Genomic DNA, 24,977 nt, shown 5'->3' with positions numbered 1-24,977 from the left:
CGAAGCAAGGCGTGCGGGCATGGCTGCCTGCTACATCAATCCGCGTGCTGTAGGACAGGCGTTTCATATCATAAATGTGCAGCTTGACGCTGGGCACGGTGCGAGGCACGCCCGTTTCGGCAAGGGGAGCGCCGATGAAACACGAAGAAACCGCCGATCTGCCGTATCTGAAGAAGGTCGTGGGCGCCTCGATGGCCGGAACGGTCGTCGAATGGTACGAGTTCTTCCTCTACGGCACGGTCGCGACGCTGGTGTTCGGCAAGCTGTTCTTCCCCGACACGGGCAACGAACTCGACGGCGTCATCGCGGCCTTCGCGACCTATGCCGTGGGCTTCCTCGCGCGGCCGCTCGGCGGCATCGTCTTCGGGCATTTCGGGGACAAGGTGGGCCGCAAGTCGCTGCTGCAGTTCAGCCTGATCCTGATCGGCGTTTCCACCTTCCTGATGGGCTGCCTGCCTTCGTTCCACCAGATCGGGTACTGGGCGCCGCTGCTGCTGGTGACGCTGCGCTTCATCCAGGGCTTTGCGCTCGGCGGCGAATGGGGCGGGGCGGTGCTGCTCGTGACCGAGCACAGCCCGAACCACAGCCGCGGCTTCTGGGGCAGCTTTCCGCACGCCGCCGTGCCGCTGGGCAACCTGGCCGCGACGGTGGTGCTGCTCGTGCTGTCGGCGACGCTTTCGGAAGAGGCATTCCTGTCGTGGGGATGGCGCGTCGGGTTCTGGATGTCGGTCGTGATCGTGGGCATCGGCTATTACATCCGCACGCAGGTTTCGGATTCGCCGATCTTCAAGGCCGCGAAGGCGGAAATGGAGGAGAAGGCGGATGCGGGCTATGGGCTGAAGGAGGTCTTCCGCCTGTATCCGCGCCGCGTGTTCACGGCGATGGGGCTGCGCTTTGCCGAGAACATTCTCTACTACATGGTCGTGACGTTCACGATCACCTACCTGTCGCATCGCGGCGGCGACACCACGGGCATCCTGACGCTGCTGTTCTTCGCGCACATCCTCCATGCGCTCATCATCCCCGCCGTGGGGCACGCGACCGACCGGTTCGGGCGCAAGCCGCTGTATATCGCGGGCACGCTGCTGACGATGGTGTGGCCGTTCGTGGCCTTTCCGATGCTGGATACAGGGACGACGGGGATCGTGCTCGCGGCGATCATCACGGGGATGATGGTTCACTCGCTGATGTACGCGGCGCAGCCGGCGATCATGACCGAGATGTTCCCGACGCGGATGCGCTATTCGGGCGTATCGCTCGGCTATCAGCTGACGGCGATCTTCGCCGGATCGTGGGCGCCGCTGATCGGCACGGCGCTGCTGCGCGAATATGAAACGTGGTGGCCGATCGCGGTGTACATCATGCTGGCAGGGATGGTGAGCCTGATCGCGGCGCTTCTGATGCGCGAGACGAAGGGGATATCGCTGGTGGCGATCGACCGGGAGGATGCGGCGCGGTAGGGGGGCGCGATTTCTTTCTCCCCTCCACTTCAGGGGAGGGGCCAGGGGTGGGGCCTATCCCCACACGCGGCGCTGGGCGGAAACGCCCCACCCCAACCCCTCCCCTGAAGAGGAGGGGCTTTTTACTCAGGCGGTGAGCGCCAGGGCGTCTATGGCGGCTTGCAGGATGTGGGCTGCGGCGAGGGCGTCGACGCGTTCGGCGCGTTTTGCGCGGCTCATGTCGGCGGCGATCATTTCTCGCGTGACGGCGACGGTGGAGAGGCGCTCGTCCCACAGGAGGACGGGGAGGGCGAATTCGGCTTCGAGCGAACGCGCGAAGGCGCGTGTCGCCTGCGCGCGGGCGCCGTCTGTGCCGTCCATGTTCACGGGATAGCCGAGGACGATGCCGGCGAGCACGCGGCCCGCAGCGAGGCGGCGAAGCTCTGCGAAATCCTGCGCCTGCTTGCGCCGTGCGATGGTCTCCGCAGGGCTGGCGAAGTGCCACTGCGCATCGCAGAAGGCGACGCCGATCGTTCGCGTGCCGAGATCAAGACCGGCAAGCACGCCCGAAGGCAATTGCGCCGCGAATTCGGCGGCCGAGCGCGTGCTCACCGCGCGCGCACGGCCTGCGCGCGCGACGTAAGCGCCGCCTGGGCGCGGCGCTCCGCATCTGTGCGCAGGTTCGTCCAGAACAGCGCGTAATCGTAGACGTGGTAGTTGTTGCCCGGCAGCACGTACGACCGCAAACCCTCCGGCGGCTTTTCGCCGATGCTGAGATAGCCCCTGTCGGTACATTGCGCGCCGACCGTTCCGGCTTCGAGCGTTGCGGCCGAATAGGTTTCATCGACCGGGATCAGCGTGCCGAGGTTGCGCGCGGGGCCATAGGGATCGCTCTCCTCCGCGCCTTCCATCGTCTCCACCGGAAGCGGCGCGGCCTGCGCGGCGAGGCTGCTGCGCGCGATGTCCTCGGCTGCGGCGGGTGCTTCGGCGGTTTCCTGTTCAGCAGCGGCCGGAAGGTCCGGGCCCCCGGTCAGCGGATTGATGCACAGCAGGTGCGTTCCGGCGCGGGGGGCGCCGGTGAGGCCGATCGTCGTGTAGAACGGATCGAAGATCGATTCGGGCTGGGCAGGTTCGGCATAGCTTTGGAAGGCGATGATGCAGCCGGTCTCTTCGGGCGTCTCGCACGGCTTCAAACCCAGCTTCGGCAGATCCGTTTCGATCGAGATCGGCCAGCCGATAAGGTATGCCGCGACGATGCGATCCGCGACGGGCGTGCCCGCGATCTTCTGCGCGAGCAGCGAGACGAGGTGCAGCGAGCCCTGGCTGTGGCCCGCGAGAATGATCTTCCGGTCCGCCGGGATTTCGCGCAGGAACAGCTCGAACGCATTTTCGATATCGCTGTAGGCAAGCGCGAACGATTTCGCCGAATCGGGTTCGCCGAGCGCGAGGAAAGCGCCGAAGGTCGCCTGCCGGTATTTGGGCGCCCACACCTCGCCGATGCCGTTGAAGACGCTGGCCTGGCTTTTCAGGAACACCGTTTGCCGGAAGCGGGGATCGCCGGTGAGCGCGATCGGCGCGTTCCACCGATCCGCCTTCAGATAGGTGGTGGGATGAACATAGAACACCGCGACGGCGGGCTTGGGCGCGGGGCTGTAGCCCTCGGGCGTCCAGCGCACGACATCCGCCGGGATGCCGGGGCGCGCCAGCCACGCATCCGCGCGGTTGTAGAACGTGGCGACGGGCTTGGGACTGTCCGCGAAGCTGACTGACGGCACGAAGGCTGCCCGCATCAGGTGCGGCGCGAAAATCCGGTATGCGAACGCACCCGCGATGGCGAGCACGATGAGCGCGGCGATGATGTAGAGAAACCGTCGGGCGGCCAAGTTGCTGGACTCCTTTGTTCGGGCGCTTAGCATGCCGCTCATGCAACGAGAATACAGGGGTTAACACCATGCGTATCACACGGGTTCCTTTCGCCGTTTCCCTCATTCTTCCGCTGGCCGCCTGCGCGGCGGGAGGCGCCACGCCCGCGCTTCACGACCTGGTGATTCGCGGCGGCACGATCTACGACGGCTCGGGCGGCGCGGCGCAGATCGGCGATGTCGCCATCGACGGCGACAAGGTGGTCTCGGTCGGCCCGGCCGCGCGCGGACGCACCGAAATCGACGCCGCCGGTCTCGCGGTGGCGCCGGGCTTCATCAACACGCACAGCTGGGCGACCGAATCGCTGCTCGTGGACGGGCGCGGGCTCGGCGACCTGAAGCAGGGCGTGACGCTGGAAGTGATGGGCGAAGGCTGGACCATGGGCCCCGCCAACGAAAAGATGAAGAAACTGCATTTGAGCCGCATGGGCGACGTGAAATACGACATCACGTGGACCACGCTCGGCGAGTATCTGACCCGCCTGGAAACGCTGGGCATCTCGCCCAACGTCGCGAGCTTCGTGGGCGCAACGACGGTGCGCATCCATGAACTCGGCGAGGATGACGTGGACCCGACCCCGGAACAGATGAAACGCATGCAGGCGCTGGTGCGCACCGCCATGAACGAAGGCGCGCTCGGCGTCGGGTCGGCAATGATCTATGCGCCCGCGACGTTCGCGGAGACGCCGGAACTTGTTGCGCTGATGCAGGCGGCAGCCCCCTGCGGCGGGCGCTACATCAGCCACATGCGCTCCGAAGGGGACAACATCCTGCCCGCGGTCGATGAACTGATCGACATCGCGCGCCAATCCAAAGCGCCCGCGATCATCTATCACCTGAAGCTGGCGGGGAAAAACAATTGGGACAAGCTCGATCCCGTGATCGCCAAGGTGGAGGCCGCGCAGAAGGAAGGCCTCGACATTACCGCCACGATGTACACCTACCCGGCTGGCGCGACCGGACTCGATGCGGCGATGCCGCCGTGGGTGCAGGCGGGCGGTGAGGAGGCGTGGTTCGAACGGCTGAAAGACCCCGCGATCCGCGCAAAGGTCGCCGCCGAGATGAAGGCGCCGGGCAACGGCTGGGAGAACCTCTACAATCAGGCCGGAACAGCGGAAGGCCTGCTGCTGCTGGGCTTCAAGAGCGAGAAGCTGAAGCCGCTGATCGGCAAGACGCTGGGCGAAGTGGCGCGCGAGCGCGGCAAGAGCCCGGAAGAAACCGCGATGGACCTCGTGGTGGAAGACGGCAGCCGGGTCGGCACCGCCTATTTCCTGATGAGCGAGGCCAATGTCGCGAAGCAGACGACACTGCCGTGGATGAGCTTCGGCTCCGACGCGGACGCGCCGGCGACCGAGGGCGTGTTCCTGAAATCGAGCACGCACCCGCGCGCCTACGGCAACATCCCGCGCCTGCTCGGCAAATATGTGCGCGACGAAAAGACGATCAGCCTCTCGCAGGCGGTGCGCCAGCTGACGTCGTTCTCGGCGGAGCAGATGGGTATCGAAGGACGCGGACGCCTGGCGCCGGGCTATTACGCCGACGTCGTGGTGTTCGACCCCGCGACGATCGCCGACAAGGCGACCTTCGCCAAGCCGCACCAGTATTCGGTGGGCGTGCGCGACGTGTTCGTGAACGGCCAGCAGGTGCTGAAAAACGGCGAGGCCACCGCAGCGCGGCCGGGCCGCTTCGTGAAGGGGCCGGGCGCGGGGAAATGCCCGGCGTAAAGCGAGTTTGGCGTCATGATCGATCTTGGGGATGGTCAGCGGCGCCATCTGGTGCTGATGGTCGCCGGGGCGCTGTGCGGGCTTGCGTTTTGGTGGCTGACGCACGGGAGCGGACCCGTCGGCGATATCCGGACAGTGGCGGCCACCGGAGTCTGCATCGCCGGGGCGGCGCTGGCGTTCACGCTTTCGGGCGTCCGTCCGCTGTGGTCCGCAGGCTTCGCCGCCGGCTGCGGCGCGGTGGCGGCGGGCATCGTCTATTGGAACCTCGTGGCGGGCCCGCAGGCGGATAGCAGTGGTAGCTACGATCCCTGGTTCGCCTGGCAATATCTGTGCCTAGCCGCCGCGCTCGGTATTGCCCTGCCGGTGTTCCAGACCGTGCGCGACGAGGGCGGGTGGCGACTGCCCTATGCGGGACTTCATGCGCGTAGCTGGGAGGATATTGTGGTCGCCATCGGCGCGGGTGGCTTCCAACTCGCGGTGACGCTGCTGTTCGCACTCTGGGCCAGTCTCTTTGAGCTGATCGGCGTAGAGTTCTTCTCCGATGTGTTCGAAAAGCCCGTGTTCATTACCGTGGTCGGCGGCGCGAGCATTGCGCTCGGTATCTCGCTGGTGCGCGACTGGCCGAGCGTGATCGCGGCGATGCAGAAGGCGCTGATGGCGGTGCTTTCGGTATTCGCGCCGCTGCTAGCGTTCGTGTTGTTGCTGTTCCTCTCCTTCCTGCCAGTGACGGGCCTGTCGAAGCTGTGGGAGACGACCCGGCACGCAACACCGCTGATGCTCGGCGCGCTGTTGTTCGCGCTGCTACTCGTGAATACGGTCATCAAGGATGCGAACGATCAGCTTTCATCCGCGCGCGCGATGAGGTTCGGCGCCACGAGGCTTGCCTTCGCGATGCTGCCGCTCGCTGTCATCGCCGCCATCTCGACCGGTATTCGCGTCGATGCTAGCGGCCTGATGCCGGAACGCATCTGGGCAATGATCTTCACCGGATTCGCGATTGCTTACGGGCTTGCCTACCTGTGGCCGCTTGTCCGCCGTTTCGAAGGATGGGCTGACACAGTGCGCACTGCGAACGTGCGGCTGGCACTTGCTTTGGGAGTGGTGTTTCTTTTGCTTTCCACGCCGATTCTGGATTTCCGAACGATTTCGGCTGAAAACCAGGCGGCTCGCCTGCTAAGCGGCAAGGTCGCTCCCGATGACTTTGACTTCGCGGCGTTGATGTTCGATCTGGGCGCTCCGGGGCGCGATGCGCTGGGTGAACTGGCGGACGTGGAGGATCATCCGCAGTCCGAGGCTATACGGCATGAAATTGGGCAAATTTATCGCACATCATCGCGGTGGGAGGCGCGTACCAGGCGTGCGGCGCGGGAAACTGCACCCCGTTTACGCCAAACATTTGACCGCATGCCCGTGTATCCATCGGGAAAGAAACTTCCGGAGGGGTTGATCGCGTATCTTGTCGAGAGCGATGATCGACCGCCTACCTGGCTAAGTGGCTGCGGAGAAAACGAAAACCTGCTCTGCGCCGCTGTTGTCGCCGACTTGACCGGAGACGGTCTGGAGGATGCCGTTTTTATCAGTGAAACGTGTGAAATCGTCTCGGGCAGCCGGACATGCTGGAACGACACGGATGCTTACAGACAAAAGGCTGATGGATGGCACGCCGGCCTTAGGCCCGGCGATGCGTATCACTCCAACACGGAGGGGCCAATCATCAAGGCGCTAAAAAGTGGAAAGCTGGAGATCGCGCCGCGCGAGGGAATGGAACTTCGTGTCAACGGCAAGCTTGTGGCCGGAGCGGATTGATTGCGCGCTCCTTGCAGGTGCGGGACGCTTGCCCGCGCACGAAACTGCGTGCTAACGGCTCTGGCTCAATCAATCCGGGGTTTTTTGCATGTCCGTTGACGCCGCAACCGTCAAACGCGTCGCGCATCTTGCGCGCATCAAGATCGATGATGGCCGCTGCGCGGTGATGGCCGAGGAGCTTTCCAAGATTCTCGGCTGGGTCGAGATGCTGGGCGAGGTGGATACCGACGGCGTGGAGCCGCTGGCGGCGGTGATCCCCAACACGCTGCGCTGGCGCGAGGATGTCGTCACCGATGGCGGCATCCAGGACAAGGTGCTGTCGAACGCCCCGAAGGCCGAATACGGGTTTTTCGCCGTGCCGAAGGTGATCGAATAATGACGGCGCTGACCGACCTGACGCTTGGCAAGATGCGCGACGGGCTGCGCGCCAGGGACTTCTCCGCAAAGGAACTCGCCGAAGCGCATGTGAAAGCGGTGGAAGCCGCGCGCGCGCTGAATGCCTTCACCGTGGAAACGCCTGAACTGGCGCTGAAAGCGGCGGATGCCGCCGACGCGGCGCTGGCGAAGGGCGAGGCGAAACCGCTGTCGGGCATACCGCTCGGCATCAAGGATCTGTTCGCGACCGAAGGCGTGCAGAGCGCGGCGGCTTCGAACATCCTGAAGGGCTTCAAGCCGCCCTACGAATCGACGGTGAGCGGCAGGCTGTTCGCGGACGGCGCGGGAATGCTCGGCAAGCTCAACATGGACGAGTTCGCGATGGGCTCGTCGAACGAGACGAGCGCGTTCGGCACGGTCATCAACCCGTGGCGCGGGAAGGGCAACGAAAGCCTCGTGCCCGGCGGCAGCTCGGGCGGCTCGTCGGCGGCGGTCGCGGCGCGGCTGGTGGCGGGCGCAACCGGCACGGATACCGGAGGCTCGATCCGCCAGCCGGCGGCGTTCACGGGCATTTCGGGGATCAAACCGACCTATGGCCGCTGCTCGCGCTGGGGCATCGTGGCGTTCGCAAGCTCGCTCGATCAGGCCGGGCCGATGGCGCGCGACGTGCGCGACTGCGCGATTTTGCTCAAATCCATGTGCGGGTTCGATCCGAAGGATTCGACCAGCCTCGACCTGCCGGTGCCCGACTTCGAGGCGGCGCTGACCGGCGACATGAAGGGCAGGCGCGTCGGCATTCCCAAGGAATATACGGTCGAGGGCATCCCCGCCGAGATCGAGGCGCTGTGGAAGAAGGGCGCGGACATGCTGCGCGACGCGGGCGCGGAGATCGTCGACATCTCGCTGCCGCACACGAAATACGCGCTTCCCACCTACTACATCATCGCGCCCGCAGAGGCGTCTTCGAACCTCGCGCGCTATGACGGCGTGCGCTACGGCCTGCGCGAAACGCCCGACGGCGGCAGCCTGATCGACATGTACGAGGCGACGCGATCGGCAGGCTTCGGCACGGAGGTGCAGCGGCGCATCATGATCGGCACCTATGTGCTGTCGGCGGGATACTACGACGCCTATTATCTGAAGGCGCAGAAGGTGCGGGCGCTGATCGCGCGCGACTTCGAGCAGGCGTGGGCGAAATGCGACGTGATCCTCGCGCCGACCGCGCCGAGCGCGGCGTTCGGCATCGGCGCGAACATCGACGACCCGATCGCCATGTACCTGAACGACGTGTTCTGCGTGCCCGCGAGCCTTGCGGGACTTCCCGCGATGTCGGTGCCCGGCGGGCTTTCGAACGACGGCCTGCCGCTCGGCCTCCAGATCATCGGCAAGCCGCTCGACGAGGAAGGCGTGCTGAACGCGGGCTATGCGATCGAACAGGCGGCGGGCTTCTCCGCGCGGCCGGAGGCTTGGTGGTAAGATGAGCGACTACAGAATCAAAGGCGAAACCGGTGAGTGGGAGGTCGTGATCGGCCTTGAGGTGCATGCGCAGGTGACGTCGAACGCAAAGCTGTTCTCGGGCGCGGCGACGGAGTTCGGGGCGGAGCCGAACACGCAGGTGAGCCTTGTCGATGCGGCGATGCCGGGGATGCTGCCGGTCATCAACGGCGAGTGCGTGAAGCAGGCGGTGCGCACGGGGCTGGCGCTCGATGCGCAGATCAACACGTGGTCGCGCTTCGACCGGAAGAACTATTTCTACGCCGATCTGCCGCAGGGCTACCAGATCAGCCAGTTCCAGCACCCGATCGTGGGTGAGGGCGAGGTGCACATCGTGCTTGGCGAAGGGCGCACCAAGACCGTGGGGCTCGAGCGCATCCATCTGGAGCAGGACGCGGGCAAATCGATGCACGACCAGTCTCCGGGCTATTCCTACGTCGATCTCAACCGGTCGGGCGTGGCGCTGATGGAGATCGTCTCGCGGCCCGACATGCGCTCGCCCGAAGAGGCGGGGGCGTATGTGAAGAAGCTGCGATCGATCCTGCGCTATGTGGGCAGCTGCGACGGCAACATGGAGGAAGGCTCCATGCGCGCGGACGTGAACGTCAGCGTGCGCAAGCCCGGCGATCCGCTCGGCACGCGCTGCGAGGTCAAGAACGTGAACAGCGTTCGCTTCGTGCAGGCGGCGATCGAATTCGAGGCGCAGCGGCAGGTGGAGATCATCGAAGGCGGCGGCAGAATCGTGCAGGAAACACGGCTGTTCGACCCGAGCCGGATGGAGACACGCGCGCTACGATCCAAGGAAGACGCGCACGATTACCGCTATTTCCCGGACCCCGACCTGCCGCCGCTGGTGTTCGACGACGCGTTCGTCGAGGCGCTGCGCGCGGAACTGCCGGAGCTGCCCGACGCGAAGCTCGCGCGCTATGTGCGCGACCTCGGCATCAGCGATTACAACGCGGGCGTGCTGACCGCCGAGAAGGAGGCTGCCGACTGGTTCGAGCGCATGCTGACGCTGAGCGCGGAGAAGCAGGGCAAGCCGCTGACGGAGGTGGCGCGCGCGGCGTCCAACTGGGTGATATCCGACCTGTTCGGCGCGCTGAACGCGCTCGGCAAGGATATCATCGACAGCCCGATCAGCCCCGAACATGCCGCGACGCTGCTGGCGCTGATCGGTGACGGGACGCTTTCGGGGCGGCTCGGCAAGGACGTGTTCCAGATCATGCTGGAAACCGGCGACGACCCCGAGAAGATCGTGGAGGAGCGGGGCCTGAAGCAGGTCTCCGACACCGGCGCGCTCGACGCGGCGATCGCCGACGTGCTGGCGAAGAACGCCGACAAGGTGGCGCAGTACAAGGGCGGCAAGGAAGCGCTGTTCGGCTTCTTCGTGGGCCAGACGATGAAGGCGACCGGCGGCAAGGCAAACCCGCAGGTGGTGAACGAACTGCTGAAGGCGGCGCTGGCGGGGTGAGGTTCGGCCGAAGCGCGGCGCTCGCGGCGCTATTGCCGCTATGGGCCGGAGCCGTATCGGCGCAGCCGCTCGAAGGCGTGTATGTGCTGCCCGAGGCGTTCAAGACCGGGCTGACGCTTTCCAGGATAAAAGTACCAGCGGGCACCATCCTCAGGCGGGTGGAGTCCGAGGCGAAGCTGAAAGTCTGCTCGGAGACGATGACCGTCTTCCAACTCGGTCTTCCCTATGGGCGTGCGTGCTTTTTCGACGATGACGGCGACGGGACTTTCGATCGCGTCGCGGGATCATCGCTTGCAGGGCCGAAGACGCTGAAAATGCCCCTGCCTTATCATGCCGTCGAGATCAGCCCGGTAACTGCGCTGCCTGCGAAGAGTCCCTGATGTACGGCGGAAGCTATGCCTCGCCCACCGTGTCGATCAGTGCGGCGTCGAGGGCTTCGCGGGGGGTTTTTCCGGCCCAGAGGATGAACTGGAAGACGGGGTAGTAGCGCTCGCACTCGTCGACGGCGGCTTCGACCAGTGTTTCGGCCTGCGCGAGCGAGAGGCCGCTGTCGTCGTCGGCGCCGTCGAGCATCGAGGCATGGCGGAAGAGGAGCGTGCCGTCCGCCGACCACATCTCGAAATGGCCGAGCCAGAGCTGCTCGTTGATGAGGCTGAGCACTTCCCACACGGCGGCGCGGCGGTTTTCCGGGACGCGCACATCGGGCATGGCGATGAACTGGAGCACGCGCTCCTCCTCGCGCCAGAGCGCGCGGAGCTGGTACGTCGTCCAGCTGCCCTCCACGCGGGCGATGAGTTCCTCGTCGCTGGCGCGCTCGAACGACCAGCCGTGCGCGCCGAAATAATGCTCGAGCATATCGAGCGGCGCTGCCGTGGCCTGGGCCATTTCAAGTTCGAGTTCGGTCAATAGCTCGTCCGATGGAGTTCATGCTGCACCATATATGGTGCGGTGCCGACCGGCGATACGCAAGCCGCTGCGCGCTGACGCCCGAGAATTTGCTGTGGATATCAGGCGGCGGGCGCTGATTTCGCGGGTTTCTTCGCGGCGGGCTTGCGGGCCGGCGCGGGCTTTTCGGGCGCTGCGCCCGCTGCCGCTTCGAGCCTGGCGATTCGCGCCTTCAGCTCTTCGTTTTCAGCGCGGGCATTCGCCGCCATCTGCTTCACGGCCTCGAACTCCTCGCGCTTCACGAGATCGAGACCGCCGACGAATTCCTCCATACGGGCGCGGAAGCCGGATTCCATCTCGCGGCCCATACCCGCAAGCGAGCCCATGGCGCCGGTCGCCATACGCGAGAAATCGTCGAAGAAGCGGTTTTTGGACTGCATGGACGGGGCCCTTCGCTGTGTTGTGTGCCTAATATGGCGGCGCAGCGCCCGGATTCAACCGCCAGATGCGGAAGGCAAGGCCCGCGGCGAAGCAGAGCCACGCCAGATAGGGGACAAGCAGCCATGGCGCGATGCGGTCCAGCCGCGCGAACGCAAGGGTCGTGGCGAGCGCGGCGGCGAGGATGACGAGGATGAGCGCGAAGCTGGGGCCGAGCAGGTGCAGCTTGAAGAAAAGTGTCGACCACAGAAGATTGAGCACGAGCTGGGCGGCGAAGAGCAGGGCCGCGCGCTGCCGGTCTCGCTCCGGCGGGCATGCGAGGACGCGAGCGATCGCGATGCCCATCAGCGCGTAGAGCAGTGTCCAGACGATGCCGAACACGAAACCGGGGGGATAGAGCGCAGGCTTCACCAGCGTCGCGAACCACGGGTTGGTTTCCCCCGACCCGGCGACGACGCCGGACAGCGAACCGAGCAGCATCACGCCCGGAACGGTCAGGATGGCGATGCGCAGGCTCCTGGGGAGCGACATTGGTCTTACTCCGCCGGGGCAGGTTCTGCGCCGCGCTCCTCATCCAGCTTGCGCGTGACCGCGAGCGGCGAGCCGGTGTTGCGGGCAAGGCGCCGGTAGAAGACCGGGATGACGAACAGCGTGAGCAGCGTCGCAAGGCTGACGCCCCACACCACGACCGTGCCGATCGCCTGACGCGAGGCGGCGCCCGCACCGCTTGCAAGCATAAGCGGCACGGCGCCCGCGACCGTTGCAATCGAGGTCATGATGACGGGACGCAGGCGGCGCACGGCGGCGCCGCGGATCGCATCGTCGAAGGGGACGCCCTGATCGCGCAGCTGGTTCGCGAACTCGACGATGAGGATGCCGTTTTTGGAGGCCAGCCCCACGAGCATGACGATGCCGATCTGGCTGTAGAGATTGAGCGACTGGCCCATGACGACGAGCCCGAGAAGCCCGCCGCCCACCGCAAGCGGCACGGTGAGCACGATGATGCCGGGGTGCACCCAGCTTTCGAACTGCGCGGCGAGCACGAGGAACACGAGCAGGATGGTGACAGCGAGGACGCCCCAGATCGCGCCGCCGGTCTGCTTGAAGGCGCGGCTTTCGCCGTCGTAGCCGATGGCGGCGACTTCCGGCAGCGTGGAGGCCTCCGCCTCCAGCCAGTCGAGCGCTTCCCCGAGCGAATAGCCGGGCGCGACGGAGCCTTCGAGCGTGATGGCGCGCAGCTTGTTGAAGTGGCCGAGTTCGCCCGCGTCCGCGAAGTTGCGCAGCGAGACGAGGTTCGACAGCGGTATCACGTCTCCGGTGCGCGAGCGGACATAGACGTTGGAAAGGTCTTGCGGGGTCAGCCGGTCCTTGTCTTCCGCCTGCACGATGACGCGATATTCCTCGCCCCGGTCGATGTAGGTGGTGACGCGGCGCGAGCCCATCATGGTTTCAAGCGTGCTTCCGATATCGGCCACCGAGACGCCGAGATCGCCTGCGCGCGTGGTGTCGATATCGACAAGGAGCTGAGGCTTGGTTTCCTTGTAGTCCGATTCCAGGTTTTCAATGCCGGGATAAGATGCCGCGGCATCCATGATCGCGTCGCGGGCGCGGGCCAGTTCCTCGAACGTGGCTCCGGCGATGACGAAACGGATCGGGCGCCCGCCGCGGCTGCCGATGGTCTGCCCGCCCGAAGCGAAGCTGCGGACGCCGGGATAATCCTCAAGCGCCTTCTGGACCATTTCGGCCGTTTCCTGCGTGGTCTGATCACGCTCCGACCAGTCTTTCAGGAAAAGCACCATCCGGCCGCTGGAGAAATCCTCGCTCGTGCCCCAGCTGCCCGGCGCGCGGACCATCATGCGGCGGATCGGGCCTTCGTCGACCATCGGCAGGACACGGGCCTGAAGGTCTTCCATGTACTGGACCATCTGATCGAAGCCGGTGCCTTCCGCCGCAGTGGCGGTCACCATCAGATTGCCGGTGTCTTCGAGCGGGGCCAGCTCGGACGAGAGCGTGGTCGCAAGCGCGATACAGCCGCCGACGACGGCAAGCGAAATGCCGCCGATCAGCAGCGGACGATTCAGCAGGCGGCCGAGCGCGCGATCATAGGCCGCCGAGACGCGATCGAACCGTTCATCGACCCACCGGGTGAGCCGGTTGCTGCTGGATTCGGACTTGAGCATCTTGGAACACAGCATCGGCGTCAGCGTCAGCGCGATGAAGCCCGAGAAGGCGACAGCGCCGATCATCGCGGCGGCGAGTTCGCGAAACAGCAGCCCGGTGTTTCCGGCAAGGAGCATGATCGGCACGAACACCGCGCACACGACGGCGGTTGTGGCAATCACGGCGAAGGCAACCTGCCGCGCGCCTTCATAGGCCGCGACGAGGGGCGTCTCGCCCCGTTCGATACGGTAATAGATATTCTCGAGCACGACGATGGCGTCATCGACGACGAGGCCGATGGCGAGCACCAGCGCGAGCAGGGTGAGCAGGTTGATGGACAGGCCGAGCGCCCACAACACGGCGAAGGTGGCGATAAGGCAGATGGGAACGGTGACGGCGGGGATGATCGTGGCCCGCGCCGAGCCCAGAAAAACGTAAATCACGAGGATGACGAGAGCCGACGCTTCGGCAAGCGTTCTCCAGACGTTGTCGATCGCGGCCGAAATGAACACCGAACTGTCGTTGGATATGTCGATGCTGAGGCCTGCGGGCAGCATCTTTCGCGTTTCTTCGAGGCGCGCCTTGACCTCGTCGGCAACGGCGAGCGTGTTCGCGCCGGATTGGCGCACGATGCCGATGCCGACACCCGGCTTGCCGTTCGAACGGAAGAAACTGTACGGATTTTCCGGCCCGACCTCGACGCGCGCGACGTCGCCGAGACGCACGAGATGCCCGTCGTCGCCGCGCGAAATGACGAGTGCGCGGAAATCATCGACCTGGCTGTAGGCGCGGGCGACGCGGACGGTGAGGTTCTGGGTTTCCGCCTCTACGCGGCCTGCGGGAAGCTCGACGTTTTGCGAGCGCAGCGCCGTTTCGATGTCGTTGGGCGTCAGCTGATAGGCGGCGAGCCTGGCGCGATCGAGCCAGATCCGCATCGCGGGCCGCGAGAGGCCGCTGACCTGCACGCGCGCGACCCCGTCGATCGACGAGAAACGATCGACAAGGATGCGGTCGGCATAGTCGGCGAGCCAGAGCGGATCACGCTCCTCGCCCGACAGATGCATCCAGAGGATCGGCTGGGAATCGACATCGACCTTGCGGATTTCCGGCGGGATCACTTCGTCGGGCAAATCGTCGGCAAGGCCGCTGACCCGGTCGCGGATGTCGTTCGCGGCGTCATCCACATTGCGGGTTGCGGAAAATTCGATGGTCACGTCGGAAACGCCGTCGCGTGAACGCGAGCGGATCATCTCGATGCCCTCGACCCCTGCGATCCTGTCTTCGATCAGCTGGGTTATGCGCGATTCAACGACGCTGGCCGCCGCGCCGGGATAGGCGACCTCGACCGAAACGATCGGCGGCTCGATGGCGGGATATTCGCGGACCGGAAGCGAAATGAAGGCGATGGCGCCCGCCAGCACGATGATGAGGCTGATGACCGCCGCAAAGACCGGCCGCTTTACCGAGACATCGGAAAGGATCATCGGGACTTGCCCGCACCCGCCGCCGCGCCGGAGAGCGCGCCGGTGGTTCTGCCGGTTTCGCCGGGGAAAACAGGCTTTACGGGAGCATCGTCGCGCACCTTGACGACGCCGTCGGCAACGATGCGGTCGCCGCGATTGAGGCCGCCGGTCACTTCCACCATGCCGCCCGAGCGCATGCCGATTTCGACAGGCACGCGGTTTGCGACGTTCTTTTCATCCAGCCTGAACACGAATTGACGGTCGCCCTGGAAGACGAGCGCGAGTTCCGGGACCGCGAGCGCATCGCGCGGATTGGTGACGATCGACACCGTGAGCAGCATGCCCGGATGCAGGCGCCGCTCTGTATTGGGAAGTAGCGCGCGAATCGCGACCGAGCGCGTGATCGGATCAATCTGCGGCTCCACGCCTTCTATGGTGCCGCGAAACACTTCCCCCGGCCAGGCCTGCGCGCGGGCTTCGATGTCCTGCCCGGCCTTGATCGCGGAGATGAAGCGTTCCGGCACGGTGAAATCGAGTTTGATGGAGCTGATGTCGCTGATCGTCGCGATTTCGGTGCCTGCGGTCACGACGCTTCCCGGCGAGAGACGGCGCAGGCCGACAACGCCGGAGAACGGCGCGCGGATGATTCGATCGCCGATCTGCGCGCGAATGGCGCCCGCCTGCGCGCGCGCCTGATCGCGCGCCGCCGTTTGCGCGTCGATGCTGGCATTGGTGGCGAAACCGCGCTGCTGGAGTTCGCGCAGACGACCGAGCTGCTGCTCGGCCTCGCGCGAACGCGCCTGCGCGCTGGCAAGGTCGGCGTTCTGTTCGACGGCGCGCAGCACGGCGATCACCGTGCCCGCCTGCACATAGGCGCCGTCCGTGAAGCGCAGCGATTCCACGCGCTCCGTCACCGTGGAGGTGAGCGTGGTGGATTCGCGGGCGAACGCCGTGCCGACGGCATCGATGCTGTCGACGAAGCGAACGGGTTCGACCACGCCGCCGACCACAACGGGCGCGCGGCCCTCTTCGCCGCCCTTCTGACCGTCACAAGCAGCCAGCAATACAGCGAGCGCGAACACAACGTGCCTCGACATCGACAAATCTCACTCCGATCAGGCGTACGCCGTTACAAGGCGGCTAAAATCAATCTCATACTACAAAGTCCAATGCTTTACGAAACAACGTCGGCAAATCCCGCGCGGCAGATTTATTTGCCACACGCCAATCCCCCGACGGTTTCGTTATGCCGGACAGATCGCCTGAAAAAACGGCAAGATGCAACTCGAAATGCGTGAATACGTGGGTTACCGGTCTTGCGCTGCGCGTCCAGCGGACGGCGGCGGGCGCGCCGGGGTGGGCGTTGTCGGGAGCCGGGGTGTCGGCAATCTCGCTCATCGGCAGGCCCAGCATGCCCCCCAGAAGTCCGCGCGGCGGGCGGCGGACCAGCATAACCTCGTCGGCATCGCGAAGCACATAAACATTGGCATAGCGCGTGGGGCGTGGCGGCTTCGGCGTCTTCGCGGGCAGCGCATCGGCGATGCCGCGCCGCGCCGAATCGCAGGACACGACCAGCGGACAGACGAGGCAATCGGGAGAGCGGGGGCGGCAGACCGTGGCGCCGAGATCCATCATCGCCTGCGCGAAATCGCCAGCGCGCGCGCCGGGCGTGATCGTGTCGGCAAGCGCGCGAAGCTGCGGCCTGGCGGCGGGCAGGGGTGTCTCGACCGCGAACAGCCGGGCGACGACACGCTCGACGTTGCCGTCCACGACGACGGCGCGCTGCCCGAACGCGATCGCCGCGATCGCCGCCGAAGTGTAGGCGCCGACGCCGGGAAGCCCGCGCAGCGCCGCTTCGGTTTCGGGAAAACGGCCGCCGTGTTCGCTTGCCACGGCGCGCGCGCAGGCGATGAGGTTGCGGGCGCGGGCATAATAGCCGAGGCCCGCCCACGCGGCGAGCACGTCTCCGTCTTCAGCGGCGGCAAGCGCCTCCACCGTGGGCCAGCGCGACGTGAAATGCTCGAAATAAGGGATGACGGCCGCAACGGTCGTCTGCTGGAGCATGATCTCCGACAGCCAGACGCGATAGGGATCGGCGGCGTTCGCGCCCGGCGGCGCGCGCCACGGCAGGCGGCGGTGCGCGCGATCGTACCAGGCGAGCAGCGGCGCCGCGATGTCCTTGGGGGCGATATCTTTCGGGGCGATTTCCTTGGCGGGCATGGCGCGCCTATGGCATGGGTTTCCCCATGAGGAAACCGGGCGACAGAAGGGGCGGAAGCAGGTCGGTCGCCGAACTCGTCCCGCTCGTGGGGCGCAAGGCCTTTCGCCGCTTCGGGTTCGTCGACAGCGCGGTCGTGGCGCGCTGGCCCGAAATCGTCGGCCCCGATTACGCGCGGCATTCAACGCCCGAATCGCTGACCTTCCCGCACGGCAAGCGCAGCGGCGGCACGCTGAATCTTTCCGCAAGCGGCTCGCACGCGCTGATGATCCAGCATGTCGCGCCGCAGATCATCGAACGCGTCAACCGCTTTTTCGGCTATGATGCGATCGTCCGCATCGCGATCCGGCAGGGCATGGTGGCGGCCGCGCAGACGGCGGGAACGACCGTGCAGACACCCGGCGAAGTGCCGGAAGACATCGCGGGCAGCCTGAAGACGATCGCGGATCAGGGGCTGCGGCAGAGTCTCGAGGATCTTGCCCGGCAGATGGGCGCGACGAAAGGCCCGCCGGTCATTCGATAGCGCTGCGGGGCGTTGATCGGCTTTGACTTGGGAGGCGCGCCTCGCCATAGTGCGCTACCCGTATCCGTGGCAGGTATTGGGCTTTTTCAAGGGTAGGCTACCAGATGTTGAGAAAAGTGCGGTTCAAGGCCTTGTGTTTGTTCGGTGCTGTCGCAGTGCTCTCCGCCTGCGGGCAGGACTCCTCCGAAGCCGCGGGCAGTAAAGCCGCGAGCGCGCCCGCGACGGCGAAGTCGACGGGGACCGCGCCGGCAGCAAAGGCCAATAACTGGCTGGAGACGATCGCCGCGACGCCCGACGGCGGCTTCAGCATCGGCAACCCCGATGCGCCGGTGAAGCTGATCGAGTTCGCCTCGCTCACCTGCCCGCATTGCCGCGATTTCCATGAAATGGCGATGCCCACCATCAAGGGGCAATATGTCGCCACCGGCAAGGTTTACTACGAGTTCCGCAACTTCGTGCTGAACCCGGCGGACTACGGCGCCACGATGCTCTCGCGCTGCCAGGGGCCGGGCGCGTTCTTCGGGCTTTCCGATGCGTTCTTCAAGAACCAGCAGGCCTGGATCGAGCCGTTCACCAAGCTCACCGAGGCGCAGACGGCGTCTCTGCAATCGATGTCGCCGGACGATCAGGTCGTGACCTACGCAAAGCTCGGCGGGCTGGACGCGTTCGTGCGCGCGCGGGGCATACCGGAATCGAAGTTCCGCGCCTGCCTGACCGATGCGACGCAGCGCGGCCATCTGGAAACGATCCGCAAAACCGCAGTCGAACAGTACAAGGTGACGGGCACGCCCGCATTCGTTCTGAACGGCAAGGGGCTGGAAGGCGTGCACAGCTGGGCGGATCTGGAGCCGCTGCTGAAGGATGCCGTGAAGTAGCGTGACGCGTGGGGACGTGAGAGAGCGGGGGACGCGTGCATTTCAGGCGGCTTAGACTCGCCGGATTCAAATCCTTCGTCGATCCTGTGGAACTCAGGATCGAGGATGGGCTGACGGGCGTTGTCGGGCCGAACGGCTGCGGCAAATCGAACCTCCTTGAAGCCATCCGCTGGGTGATGGGCGAATCGAGCGCCAAATCCATGCGCGGCGGCGGCATGGAAGACGTGATCTTCGCGGGCACCGATCGCCGCCCGGCGCGCGATGCCGCGCACGTGACGCTCCACCTCGACAATTCCAGCCGCCGCGCGCCCGCGCAGTTCAACGATTCGGATGATCTGGAAATCGTCCGCCACATCGAGCGTGGGCTCGGCTCCGCATACCGGGTCAACGGCCGCGACGTGCGCCAGAAGGATGTGCAGCTGCTGTTCGCCGACGCGGCGACCGGCGCGCATTCGCCCGCGCTCGTCAGCCAGGGGCGCATCGGCGCGATCATCGCCGCGAAGCCGCAGGATCGTCGCCAGCTTCTCGAAGAAGCGGCGGGGATCGCGGGGCTGCACGTGCGCCGCAAGGACGCCGAGCAGCGGCTGCGCGCGGCTGAAACGAATCTCACCCGGCTCGACGATGTGCTGCAGGGCCTCAGCACGCAGGCCGCGAACCTGAAACGGCAGGCGCGGCAGGCGGAGCGGTATAAAAAAATCTCCGAGCAGATCCGTATCGCCGAGGCGATGCTGCTCTACGCGAAGGCCTGCGAGGCGACCGCCGACGCGAATGCGGCGAAGGCCGAAGCCGAAGCGCTGCGCGGGAAGATCGAGGATGCGACCCGGCTCGGCGCGGCGATCTCGGCGCGGCAAGCGGATGCCGCCGCGAACCTGCCGCCGCTGCGCGAGGCCGAGGCCGAGGCTGCGGCGATCCTGCAGCGGCTGAAGCTCTCGCGCGATTCGCTGAACGCCGAGCTTAACGAAGTCGAACGCCGCCGTCGTGAGGCGGAGACACGCCGCGAGGCGGCGGAGCGCGACATCGCGCGCGAGGATGCGCTGAACCACGATGCCCGCGCCGCGCTCGAACGGCTTGCAGCCGAAGATGCGGCGATCGCGGCCCGGCTCGCCGAGGCGCAGGCTGCGCTCGGCCCGGCGGAAGCGCGGATCACCGATCTTGAAGGCGTGGTCGAGGCCGATCAGCGCACGCTCGGCGACGCACTCGCCGCGCAGGCCGAGGCGCAGGGCCAGCGCCGCGCGATCGAGGCCGAGCTTTCCGCGCTGCGCTCGCAGATCGCCCGCGCCGACTCCGAAAAGACCCGCACGCTCGCCGCGCAGGCCGCCGCCGCGCAGGGCGATGACGCGGGTGAGCGTCTGATTGCCGCCGAAGCGCGCGCCAGGGACGCCGAGGCCGAGGCCGAGCGCGCGTCTGCCGCCATCGCGACCGGCGAGGAACGCCGCGCGGGAGCGGAGACCGCGCGCGAGGCGGCGCAGGCGAAACGCGGCGAGGCGCAGGCAGCGCTCTCCGCGCTTACGGGCGAGCGGCAGTCGCTCCAGCGCTCGCTGGCGGCGAGCCGCAGCGGTGACGCCGAGCCGCTGATCGACCGCGTGCGCGTGACGAAGGGTTTCGAGGCGGCGTTCGCGGCCTCGCTCGGCGACGACACGGCAGCGCCCGTGGGCGGCGAAAGCGGACGCCGCTGGGGCGGGGCGATCAAGGGCGAATGGGATCCGGCGCTTCCGGCAGGCGCGCGGCCGCTCTCCGACGTAATCGACGCGCCAGAGGAAGTCGCGCGCCGCGCCGCGCAGATCGGTATTGTCGACGACGACATGCTGGACCGGATGGCGGCGAAGCTCTCCGTGGGCCAGCGCCTCGTCACGACCGCAGGCCGCATGATCCGCTGGGACGGCTTCCGCACCGAGGCGGGCGACGGCAGCGCCGCTGCGGAAAAGCTGCGCCAGCGCAACCGGCTCGCCGAGGTCGAGGCGCTGATGCCCGATGCCGAGGCGTCGGTGGAAGCGCTCGATACCGAACTGGCCGCCGCGCGCGCCGTGGTTGCTGAAACCGCCTCCGCGATCGACGCCGAACGCCAGGCGCTGCGCCGCGCCGAAACCGCCCGCGCCGATGCGGCGAAGACGATGTCGCAGCTCGCCGGCGAGGTCGAGCGGCGGGCCGCGCAGCTCGAAGCGTTGGCGGCTGCGGTGACGCGCGCGAACGATCAGATCGCCGAATCCAGCGAGAAGGTGCAGGCGCTGGATGCCGCGCTGCTCGATGTTCCGGGCGCCGAAGGGCTGACCGAAGCCGTGACGGCGGCGCGCAACACAGCCGACGCGCACCGCTCCGATCTCGCCACGGCGCGCGCCGAGCATGTCGCGCTGCAGCGCGGGCTGCAAAGCGATACCGCGCGGCGCGACGCGATCAGTGCCGAGCGCGAGGCGTGGGAGCGCCGCATCTCCGGCAGCACGGCACAGCGCGAGGAGCTTGCGGCCCGAATCGCTGCGGCGAACGCGACCATCGCCGAAATCGCCGATGTGCCCGCCGCCATCGCCGAGCGGCAGGCGCGGCTCGCGGGCGATCTCGCCGACGCGGAGGCCGCGCGCCGGGGCGCGGCGGACCGGCTTGCGGAAGCGGAAAGCGGCCTGCGCACCATCGACGGCGAAGCGCGCGAGGCGACCGAAATCCTCTCGACGCTGCGCGAGGAGCGCGGGCGCATCGAGGTGCGCGTCGAAAACTGCGAGCACCGGCGCACCGAGATCAACCGCCTGTCGGTGGAGCGCTTCCAGTGCTCGCCGCAGATGCTGCCTGCGCGCTTCGAATTCAGCGACGAGAACATGGAGGACACCGAAACGCTGACCTCCGGGCTCGACCGGCTGACCGGCGAGCGCGAACGCATGGGGCCGGTGAACCTGCGCGCCGATGTCGAGCTTGAAGAGATCGAGACGACGCTCACCACCTCGACATCCGAGCGCGAGGAACTGGAAACCGCCATCGCCCGCCTGCGCGGCAGCATCGGCTCGCTGAACCGCGAAGGCCGCGCGCGATTGCTCACCGCGTTCGAGGAGGTGAACCGCCACTTCGGCGACCTCTTCACCAGCCTGTTCGGCGGCGGCGAGGCGCGGCTCGAACTCATCGAATCGGATGATCCGCTCGAAGCCGGGCTCGAAATCATGGCGCAGCCGCCGGGCAAGAAGCTGCAATCGCTTACGCTGCTGTCGGGCGGCGAGCAGGCGCTGACCGCCATCGCGCTGATCTTCGCGCTGTTCCTGACCAACCCCGCGCCGATCTGCGTGCTCGACGAGGTCGACGCGCCGCTCGACGACGCCAATATCGAGCGTTTCTGCGATCTTCTGGACCGCATGACGACATTGACGGACACCCGCTTCCTGATCGTGACGCACAACGCCGTCACCATGAGCCGCATGCACCGCCTGTACGGCGTGACGATGGGCGAAAAGGGCGTCAGCCAGCTTGTTTCCGTCGACCTCGGCCGCGCCGAAACGCTGCTTGCGGCGGAGTAAGCGTGCCCTTGCGGACGCTATGCCGCGCTGCGGCAAGGCGAGCGTTGACTTGGCGAAAACCCGCCACTAAACGTGCGCTCGCGTTCGGGGTTTCGGCTCCGGCGTCTCGTCGCTTGCCGGAAACGGCATGCGTTTCGGGTGGACCGTTCCAACCGTCCTTTGGCATGGAGATGATCGTTGGCAGATGACCGACGTATCGATCCCGGCGATCTCGGTCGCCGGCTTGCAGAGGCGAAAGAGCGGGCCGAACCGAAGCGTGACGGGCTAAAACGGGAAGAGAACAGGGGCTGGTCGATCGCCATCGAGTTCATCGGTGCGATCCTCGTGGGCGCCTTTTTCGGCTGGCTGGTCGACGGCTGGTTCGGAACGGGGCCTTACGGAATGATCCTGTTCTTTTTGCTCGGCTTCGGCGCCGGTCTGCGCACGGTGATGCGCAAGAGCGGCGACTTCGACGGCAACCCGGACGACAACAACTAAGGTTCAGGAGCGCGGGCTTTCAATGGCGAACCCGATGGAACAGTTCGAGATCAAGACGCTCAGCGCGATCGAGCTTGGCGGCTATGACGTCTCGTTCACGAATTCGTCGCTGTGGATGATGATCGCGCTCGTCACGGTCGCGGGTTTCCTCTTCATCGGCACGGCCGCCCCCAAGCTCGTCCCCGGGCGCTGGCAGGCATCCGTCGAGTATCTCGAAGAGTTCATCCGCAACATGCTTGCGGAAAACGTCGGGCCGGAAGGGCGCAGGTATGTGCCGCTGGTGTTCGCACTCTTCATCTTCGTGCTCGGCTGCAACCTGCTCGGCCTGCTGCCCTTTGTGGGCGCCTTCACGCCGACCAGCCACATCGCGGTGACGTTCGGCCTCGCCGCGCTCGTCTTCATCGTGGTGATCGGGATCGGTTTCGCCCGTCACGGGCTGCATTTCTTCTCGCTGTTCATTCCCAAGGACTGCCCGATCGTGCTGCTGCCGCTGGTGACGGCGATCGAGTTCGTCTCGTTCCTGTCGCGGCCGTTCACACTGGCGATCCGGTTGTTCGCGAACATGACCGCGGGTCACGTTCTGCTGAAGGTGTTCGGCGGTTTCGTCGTCAGCCTCGGCGTGTTCGGTGTGCTGCCGCTCGGCGTCAATGTGGCGCTCACCGCGCTTGAAGTGATGATCGCGGTCGTGCAGGCCTATGTTTTCGCACTGCTGACGTCGATCTACCTGAACGACGCGGTCAATCTTCACTAGTTTCCACGCAATCACGCTAGCTTAGTTAACGGAAGGGTTCTCAACATGGATATCGCATCAGCCAAGCTCATCGGTGCCGGTCTCGCTGCTATCGGTGCGGGCATTGCCGCCATCGGCGTGGGCACGATTTTCGGCCAGTTCCTGCAGGGTGCGCTGCGCAACCCTGCCGCTGCCGACAAGCTCGGCGGCCGTCTGATCTTCGGCTTCGCCGTGACCGAGGCGCTCGGCCTGATCGCCGCCGTCGTCGCGCTCGCGCTCGCGTTCGGTTGATCCACAAGGGCTCTGCACCGGCGCGGTTATCGTGCCGGTGCGCGCCCTTTTGATCGTTCAGCCGGATTCGCATCGGGGTAAGTCATGCCACAGTTCGACCCGTCCAATTTTCTGCCGCAGATGTTCTGGCTGGCGATCACCTTCGCCATCCTGTACTTCGGCGTCGTCCGCCTGACGCTGCCGAAAATCGGCAAGGTCGTCGACGAACGCGCCAGCATCATCGCGGCAGACCTTTCGGCAGCACAAGTGGCGCACACCGCCGCCGAGACGACGGGCGAGGCCTATAATGCGGTGCTCGCCAAGTCCCGCGACGCCGCGACCGGCGTGGTTGCGGAGGCCAAGGCGGTCACGGCCCGTGAAAACGAGGCCCGACTTGCTGCGGTCGATGCCGAACTGAACGCCCGCCTTTCCTCTGCGGAAGCGCGCATTTCCGATGCGCGTGCCAAGGCGCTCGGCGAGATCGACGCCGCGGCGGGCGAGGCTGCGGCCGATGTCGTCGAACGCCTGACGGGTGTTCGCCCCGGTGCGCTCGAAGCCAGGGCCGCGGTCGACGCGAGCCTTTCGTAGGATAACGCCATGCAAGTTCCCGCCGGTGATGTGACCCCTGTCGATGTGCCGCTGAGCGCAGGCGAGGCCGAGCAGACGACTGCGACCGTCGTTCAGCAGACCGCGCAGGACGAACATGCGGTTCTCCTCGGCCTTGATGCAACGGGCTGGGTTTACGTCAGCATCACGCTCTTCTTCCTGGTCGCGATCTTCGTGATGAAGGCGCCGAAGCTGATCGCGCAGGGCTTGGATGCCCGTATCGCGCTGGTGAAGGCGCAGCTTGCGGAGGCGAAGACGCTGCGCGAGGAAGCCGAAGCGCTGCTCGCCGCAGCAAAAACGCGCGAAGCACAGGGCGAAAAGGACGCTGCGGCGATCATCGCGCACGCGAAGCAGGAAGCCGAGCAGATCACCGTCGCCGCCCAGAAGAACGCGGAAACGATGGTCACGCGCCGCACCGCGATGGCGGAAGCGAAGATCGGCGCTGCCGAACGCGCCGCGGAAGCCGACCTTCGCGCCCGCGCCGCCACGCTTGCGACAGCCGCCGCCGCGCGCATCATCGCCGAGACCACGGACAAGGCGACGAAAACCAAACTGACCGACGCCGCGATCAGCGAACTCGAGCGCCGTCTGCATTAAGTCTCGTTCCATA

General features: G+C 66.2%; 23 protein-coding genes. 15 read left to right on the top strand and 8 right to left on the bottom strand.

Going from position 1 to position 24,977, the window contains the following annotated elements; all coding sequences use genetic code 11:
• Positions 1-134: 134 nt before the first annotated feature.
• Positions 135-1,460 carry an MFS transporter gene (locus tag GGQ98_RS01155; protein WP_184063825.1) on the top strand — a complete coding sequence of 442 codons (1,326 nt, stop codon included), beginning with the start codon at positions 135-137 and terminating at the stop codon, positions 1,458-1,460.
• Between the two features lie 126 nt (positions 1,461-1,586).
• On the opposite strand, the gene ruvX is transcribed toward GGQ98_RS01155, so the two are convergent.
• On the bottom strand, positions 1,587-2,051 hold the full coding sequence (gene ruvX, locus GGQ98_RS01150; protein WP_184063822.1) for a Holliday junction resolvase RuvX: 465 nt from the start codon (positions 2,049-2,051) through the stop codon (positions 1,587-1,589).
• Positions 2,048-3,322, bottom strand: a complete 1,275-nt coding sequence (locus GGQ98_RS01145; RefSeq protein ID WP_243451602.1) for a DUF3089 domain-containing protein — start codon at positions 3,320-3,322, stop codon at positions 2,048-2,050. Before GGQ98_RS01145 ends, ruvX begins: the two co-directional genes overlap by 4 nt.
• 68 nt (positions 3,323-3,390) lie before the next feature.
• On the opposite strand from GGQ98_RS01145, the gene GGQ98_RS01140 reads away from it, so the two are divergent.
• The 6 genes from GGQ98_RS01140 (at position 3,391) to GGQ98_RS01115 (ending at position 10,611) form a co-directional block, all read left to right on the top strand.
• Complete coding sequence (locus GGQ98_RS01140; RefSeq protein WP_184063819.1) at positions 3,391-5,085, top strand: N-acyl-D-amino-acid deacylase family protein; 1,695 nt, start codon at positions 3,391-3,393, stop codon at positions 5,083-5,085.
• Positions 5,086-5,100: 15 nt separating this feature from the next.
• The gene (locus GGQ98_RS01135) at positions 5,101-6,891 is read left to right on the top strand and encodes a DUF4153 domain-containing protein (protein WP_184063816.1); all 1,791 of its coding nucleotides are present in this window, start codon (positions 5,101-5,103) and stop codon (positions 6,889-6,891) included.
• 88 nt (positions 6,892-6,979) lie between these two features.
• On the top strand, positions 6,980-7,267 hold the full coding sequence (gene gatC / locus GGQ98_RS01130) for an Asp-tRNA(Asn)/Glu-tRNA(Gln) amidotransferase subunit GatC (RefSeq protein ID WP_184063814.1): 288 nt from the start codon (positions 6,980-6,982) through the stop codon (positions 7,265-7,267).
• Positions 7,267-8,742: an Asp-tRNA(Asn)/Glu-tRNA(Gln) amidotransferase subunit GatA gene (gene gatA, locus GGQ98_RS01125; RefSeq protein ID WP_184063811.1), complete on the top strand. Its 1,476-nt coding sequence runs from the start codon at positions 7,267-7,269 to the stop codon at positions 8,740-8,742. The genes gatC and gatA overlap by 1 nt, the downstream gene beginning before the upstream one ends.
• A 1-nt stretch (position 8,743) precedes the next feature.
• A complete protein-coding gene (gene gatB, locus GGQ98_RS01120) occupies positions 8,744-10,231 on the top strand; it encodes an Asp-tRNA(Asn)/Glu-tRNA(Gln) amidotransferase subunit GatB (RefSeq protein WP_184063808.1) in 1,488 nt (495 codons plus the stop codon).
• Positions 10,228-10,611: a hypothetical protein gene (locus GGQ98_RS01115; RefSeq protein ID WP_184063805.1), complete on the top strand. Its 384-nt coding sequence runs from the start codon at positions 10,228-10,230 to the stop codon at positions 10,609-10,611. Before gatB ends, GGQ98_RS01115 begins: the two co-directional genes overlap by 4 nt.
• Before the next feature lie 13 nt (positions 10,612-10,624).
• Here GGQ98_RS01115 and GGQ98_RS01110 read toward each other — a convergent pair whose 3' ends face one another.
• From GGQ98_RS01110 to mutY, 6 genes are all read right to left on the bottom strand, one after another.
• Entirely contained in the window at positions 10,625-11,116 is a 492-nt protein-coding gene (locus tag GGQ98_RS01110; protein ID WP_184063999.1) for a type III secretion system chaperone family protein, read from the bottom strand.
• A 122-nt stretch (positions 11,117-11,238) separates the two neighbouring features.
• Positions 11,239-11,556, bottom strand: a complete 318-nt coding sequence (locus tag GGQ98_RS01105; protein WP_184063802.1) for an accessory factor UbiK family protein — start codon at positions 11,554-11,556, stop codon at positions 11,239-11,241.
• Between the two features lie 28 nt (positions 11,557-11,584).
• Positions 11,585-12,085 (bottom strand): TspO/MBR family protein, encoded by a 501-nt coding sequence (locus tag GGQ98_RS01100; RefSeq protein ID WP_184063799.1) that lies wholly within the window; start codon positions 12,083-12,085, stop codon positions 11,585-11,587.
• A 5-nt stretch (positions 12,086-12,090) separates the two neighbouring features.
• Complete coding sequence (locus GGQ98_RS01095; protein ID WP_184063796.1) at positions 12,091-15,198, bottom strand: efflux RND transporter permease subunit; 3,108 nt, start codon at positions 15,196-15,198, stop codon at positions 12,091-12,093.
• Positions 15,195-16,274, bottom strand: a complete 1,080-nt coding sequence (locus tag GGQ98_RS01090) for an efflux RND transporter periplasmic adaptor subunit (protein ID WP_184063792.1) — start codon at positions 16,272-16,274, stop codon at positions 15,195-15,197. The genes GGQ98_RS01095 and GGQ98_RS01090 overlap by 4 nt, the downstream gene beginning before the upstream one ends.
• A 55-nt stretch (positions 16,275-16,329) precedes the next feature.
• Positions 16,330-17,397 (bottom strand): A/G-specific adenine glycosylase, encoded by a 1,068-nt coding sequence (gene mutY, locus GGQ98_RS01085; protein ID WP_184063789.1) that lies wholly within the window; start codon positions 17,395-17,397, stop codon positions 16,330-16,332.
• Between the two features lie 26 nt (positions 17,398-17,423).
• Here mutY and GGQ98_RS01080 point away from each other — a divergent pair, with 26 nt between their 5' ends.
• The 8 genes from GGQ98_RS01080 to GGQ98_RS01045 all read left to right on the top strand — a co-directional run bounded on the left by GGQ98_RS01080 (position 17,424) and on the right by GGQ98_RS01045 (position 24,964).
• On the top strand, positions 17,424-17,918 hold the full coding sequence (locus GGQ98_RS01080; protein ID WP_243451601.1) for a DUF721 domain-containing protein: 495 nt from the start codon (positions 17,424-17,426) through the stop codon (positions 17,916-17,918).
• A 104-nt stretch (positions 17,919-18,022) separates the two neighbouring features.
• Positions 18,023-18,793, top strand: a complete 771-nt coding sequence (locus GGQ98_RS01075; protein ID WP_184063783.1) for a thioredoxin domain-containing protein — start codon at positions 18,023-18,025, stop codon at positions 18,791-18,793.
• 35 nt (positions 18,794-18,828) lie between these two features.
• Positions 18,829-22,284, top strand: a complete 3,456-nt coding sequence (locus GGQ98_RS01070; protein ID WP_184063780.1) for an AAA family ATPase — start codon at positions 18,829-18,831, stop codon at positions 22,282-22,284.
• A 177-nt stretch (positions 22,285-22,461) separates the two neighbouring features.
• Entirely contained in the window at positions 22,462-22,761 is a 300-nt protein-coding gene (locus tag GGQ98_RS01065; protein WP_184063777.1) for an AtpZ/AtpI family protein, read from the top strand.
• A gap of 22 nt (positions 22,762-22,783) precedes the next feature.
• Positions 22,784-23,512: a F0F1 ATP synthase subunit A gene (locus tag GGQ98_RS01060; RefSeq protein ID WP_184063774.1), complete on the top strand. Its 729-nt coding sequence runs from the start codon at positions 22,784-22,786 to the stop codon at positions 23,510-23,512.
• Between the two features lie 45 nt (positions 23,513-23,557).
• Positions 23,558-23,782 (top strand): F0F1 ATP synthase subunit C, encoded by a 225-nt coding sequence (locus GGQ98_RS01055; protein ID WP_184063771.1) that lies wholly within the window; start codon positions 23,558-23,560, stop codon positions 23,780-23,782.
• An 84-nt stretch (positions 23,783-23,866) separates the two neighbouring features.
• The gene (locus GGQ98_RS01050; RefSeq protein WP_184063768.1) at positions 23,867-24,349 is read left to right on the top strand and encodes a F0F1 ATP synthase subunit B family protein; all 483 of its coding nucleotides are present in this window, start codon (positions 23,867-23,869) and stop codon (positions 24,347-24,349) included.
• 9 nt (positions 24,350-24,358) lie between these two features.
• The gene (locus GGQ98_RS01045) at positions 24,359-24,964 is read left to right on the top strand and encodes a F0F1 ATP synthase subunit B family protein (RefSeq protein ID WP_184063765.1); all 606 of its coding nucleotides are present in this window, start codon (positions 24,359-24,361) and stop codon (positions 24,962-24,964) included.
• The last annotated feature ends 13 nt before the right edge of the window (positions 24,965-24,977 follow it).

The organism is Sphingosinicella soli (genome assembly GCF_014199685.1).
GTDB lineage: Bacteria > Pseudomonadota > Alphaproteobacteria > Sphingomonadales > Sphingomonadaceae > Sphingosinicella > Sphingosinicella soli.
This window is presented reverse-complemented; position numbering and strand designations above follow the sequence as displayed.

Coding starts and splice junctions, on each gene's coding strand:
- GGQ98_RS01155 (WP_184063825.1), top strand. CDS start 135: ATGAAACACGAAGAAACCGCCGATCTGCCGTATCTGAAGAAGGTCGTG.
- GGQ98_RS01140 (WP_184063819.1), top strand. CDS start 3,391: ATGCGTATCACACGGGTTCCTTTCGCCGTTTCCCTCATTCTTCCGCTG.
- GGQ98_RS01135 (WP_184063816.1), top strand. CDS start 5,101: ATGATCGATCTTGGGGATGGTCAGCGGCGCCATCTGGTGCTGATGGTC.
- gatC (WP_184063814.1), top strand. CDS start 6,980: ATGTCCGTTGACGCCGCAACCGTCAAACGCGTCGCGCATCTTGCGCGC.
- gatA (WP_184063811.1), top strand. CDS start 7,267: ATGACGGCGCTGACCGACCTGACGCTTGGCAAGATGCGCGACGGGCTG.
- gatB (WP_184063808.1), top strand. CDS start 8,744: ATGAGCGACTACAGAATCAAAGGCGAAACCGGTGAGTGGGAGGTCGTG.
- GGQ98_RS01110 (WP_184063999.1), bottom strand. CDS start 11,116: ATGGCCCAGGCCACGGCAGCGCCGCTCGATATGCTCGAGCATTATTTC.
- GGQ98_RS01105 (WP_184063802.1), bottom strand. CDS start 11,556: ATGCAGTCCAAAAACCGCTTCTTCGACGATTTCTCGCGTATGGCGACC.
- GGQ98_RS01100 (WP_184063799.1), bottom strand. CDS start 12,085: ATGTCGCTCCCCAGGAGCCTGCGCATCGCCATCCTGACCGTTCCGGGC.
- GGQ98_RS01095 (WP_184063796.1), bottom strand. CDS start 15,198: ATGATCCTTTCCGATGTCTCGGTAAAGCGGCCGGTCTTTGCGGCGGTC.
- GGQ98_RS01090 (WP_184063792.1), bottom strand. CDS start 16,274: ATGTCGAGGCACGTTGTGTTCGCGCTCGCTGTATTGCTGGCTGCTTGT.
- mutY (WP_184063789.1), bottom strand. CDS start 17,397: ATGCCCGCCAAGGAAATCGCCCCGAAAGATATCGCCCCCAAGGACATC.
- GGQ98_RS01080 (WP_243451601.1), top strand. CDS start 17,424: ATGAGGAAACCGGGCGACAGAAGGGGCGGAAGCAGGTCGGTCGCCGAA.
- GGQ98_RS01075 (WP_184063783.1), top strand. CDS start 18,023: ATGTTGAGAAAAGTGCGGTTCAAGGCCTTGTGTTTGTTCGGTGCTGTC.
- GGQ98_RS01060 (WP_184063774.1), top strand. CDS start 22,784: ATGGCGAACCCGATGGAACAGTTCGAGATCAAGACGCTCAGCGCGATC.
- GGQ98_RS01055 (WP_184063771.1), top strand. CDS start 23,558: ATGGATATCGCATCAGCCAAGCTCATCGGTGCCGGTCTCGCTGCTATC.
- GGQ98_RS01050 (WP_184063768.1), top strand. CDS start 23,867: ATGCCACAGTTCGACCCGTCCAATTTTCTGCCGCAGATGTTCTGGCTG.
- GGQ98_RS01045 (WP_184063765.1), top strand. CDS start 24,359: ATGCAAGTTCCCGCCGGTGATGTGACCCCTGTCGATGTGCCGCTGAGC.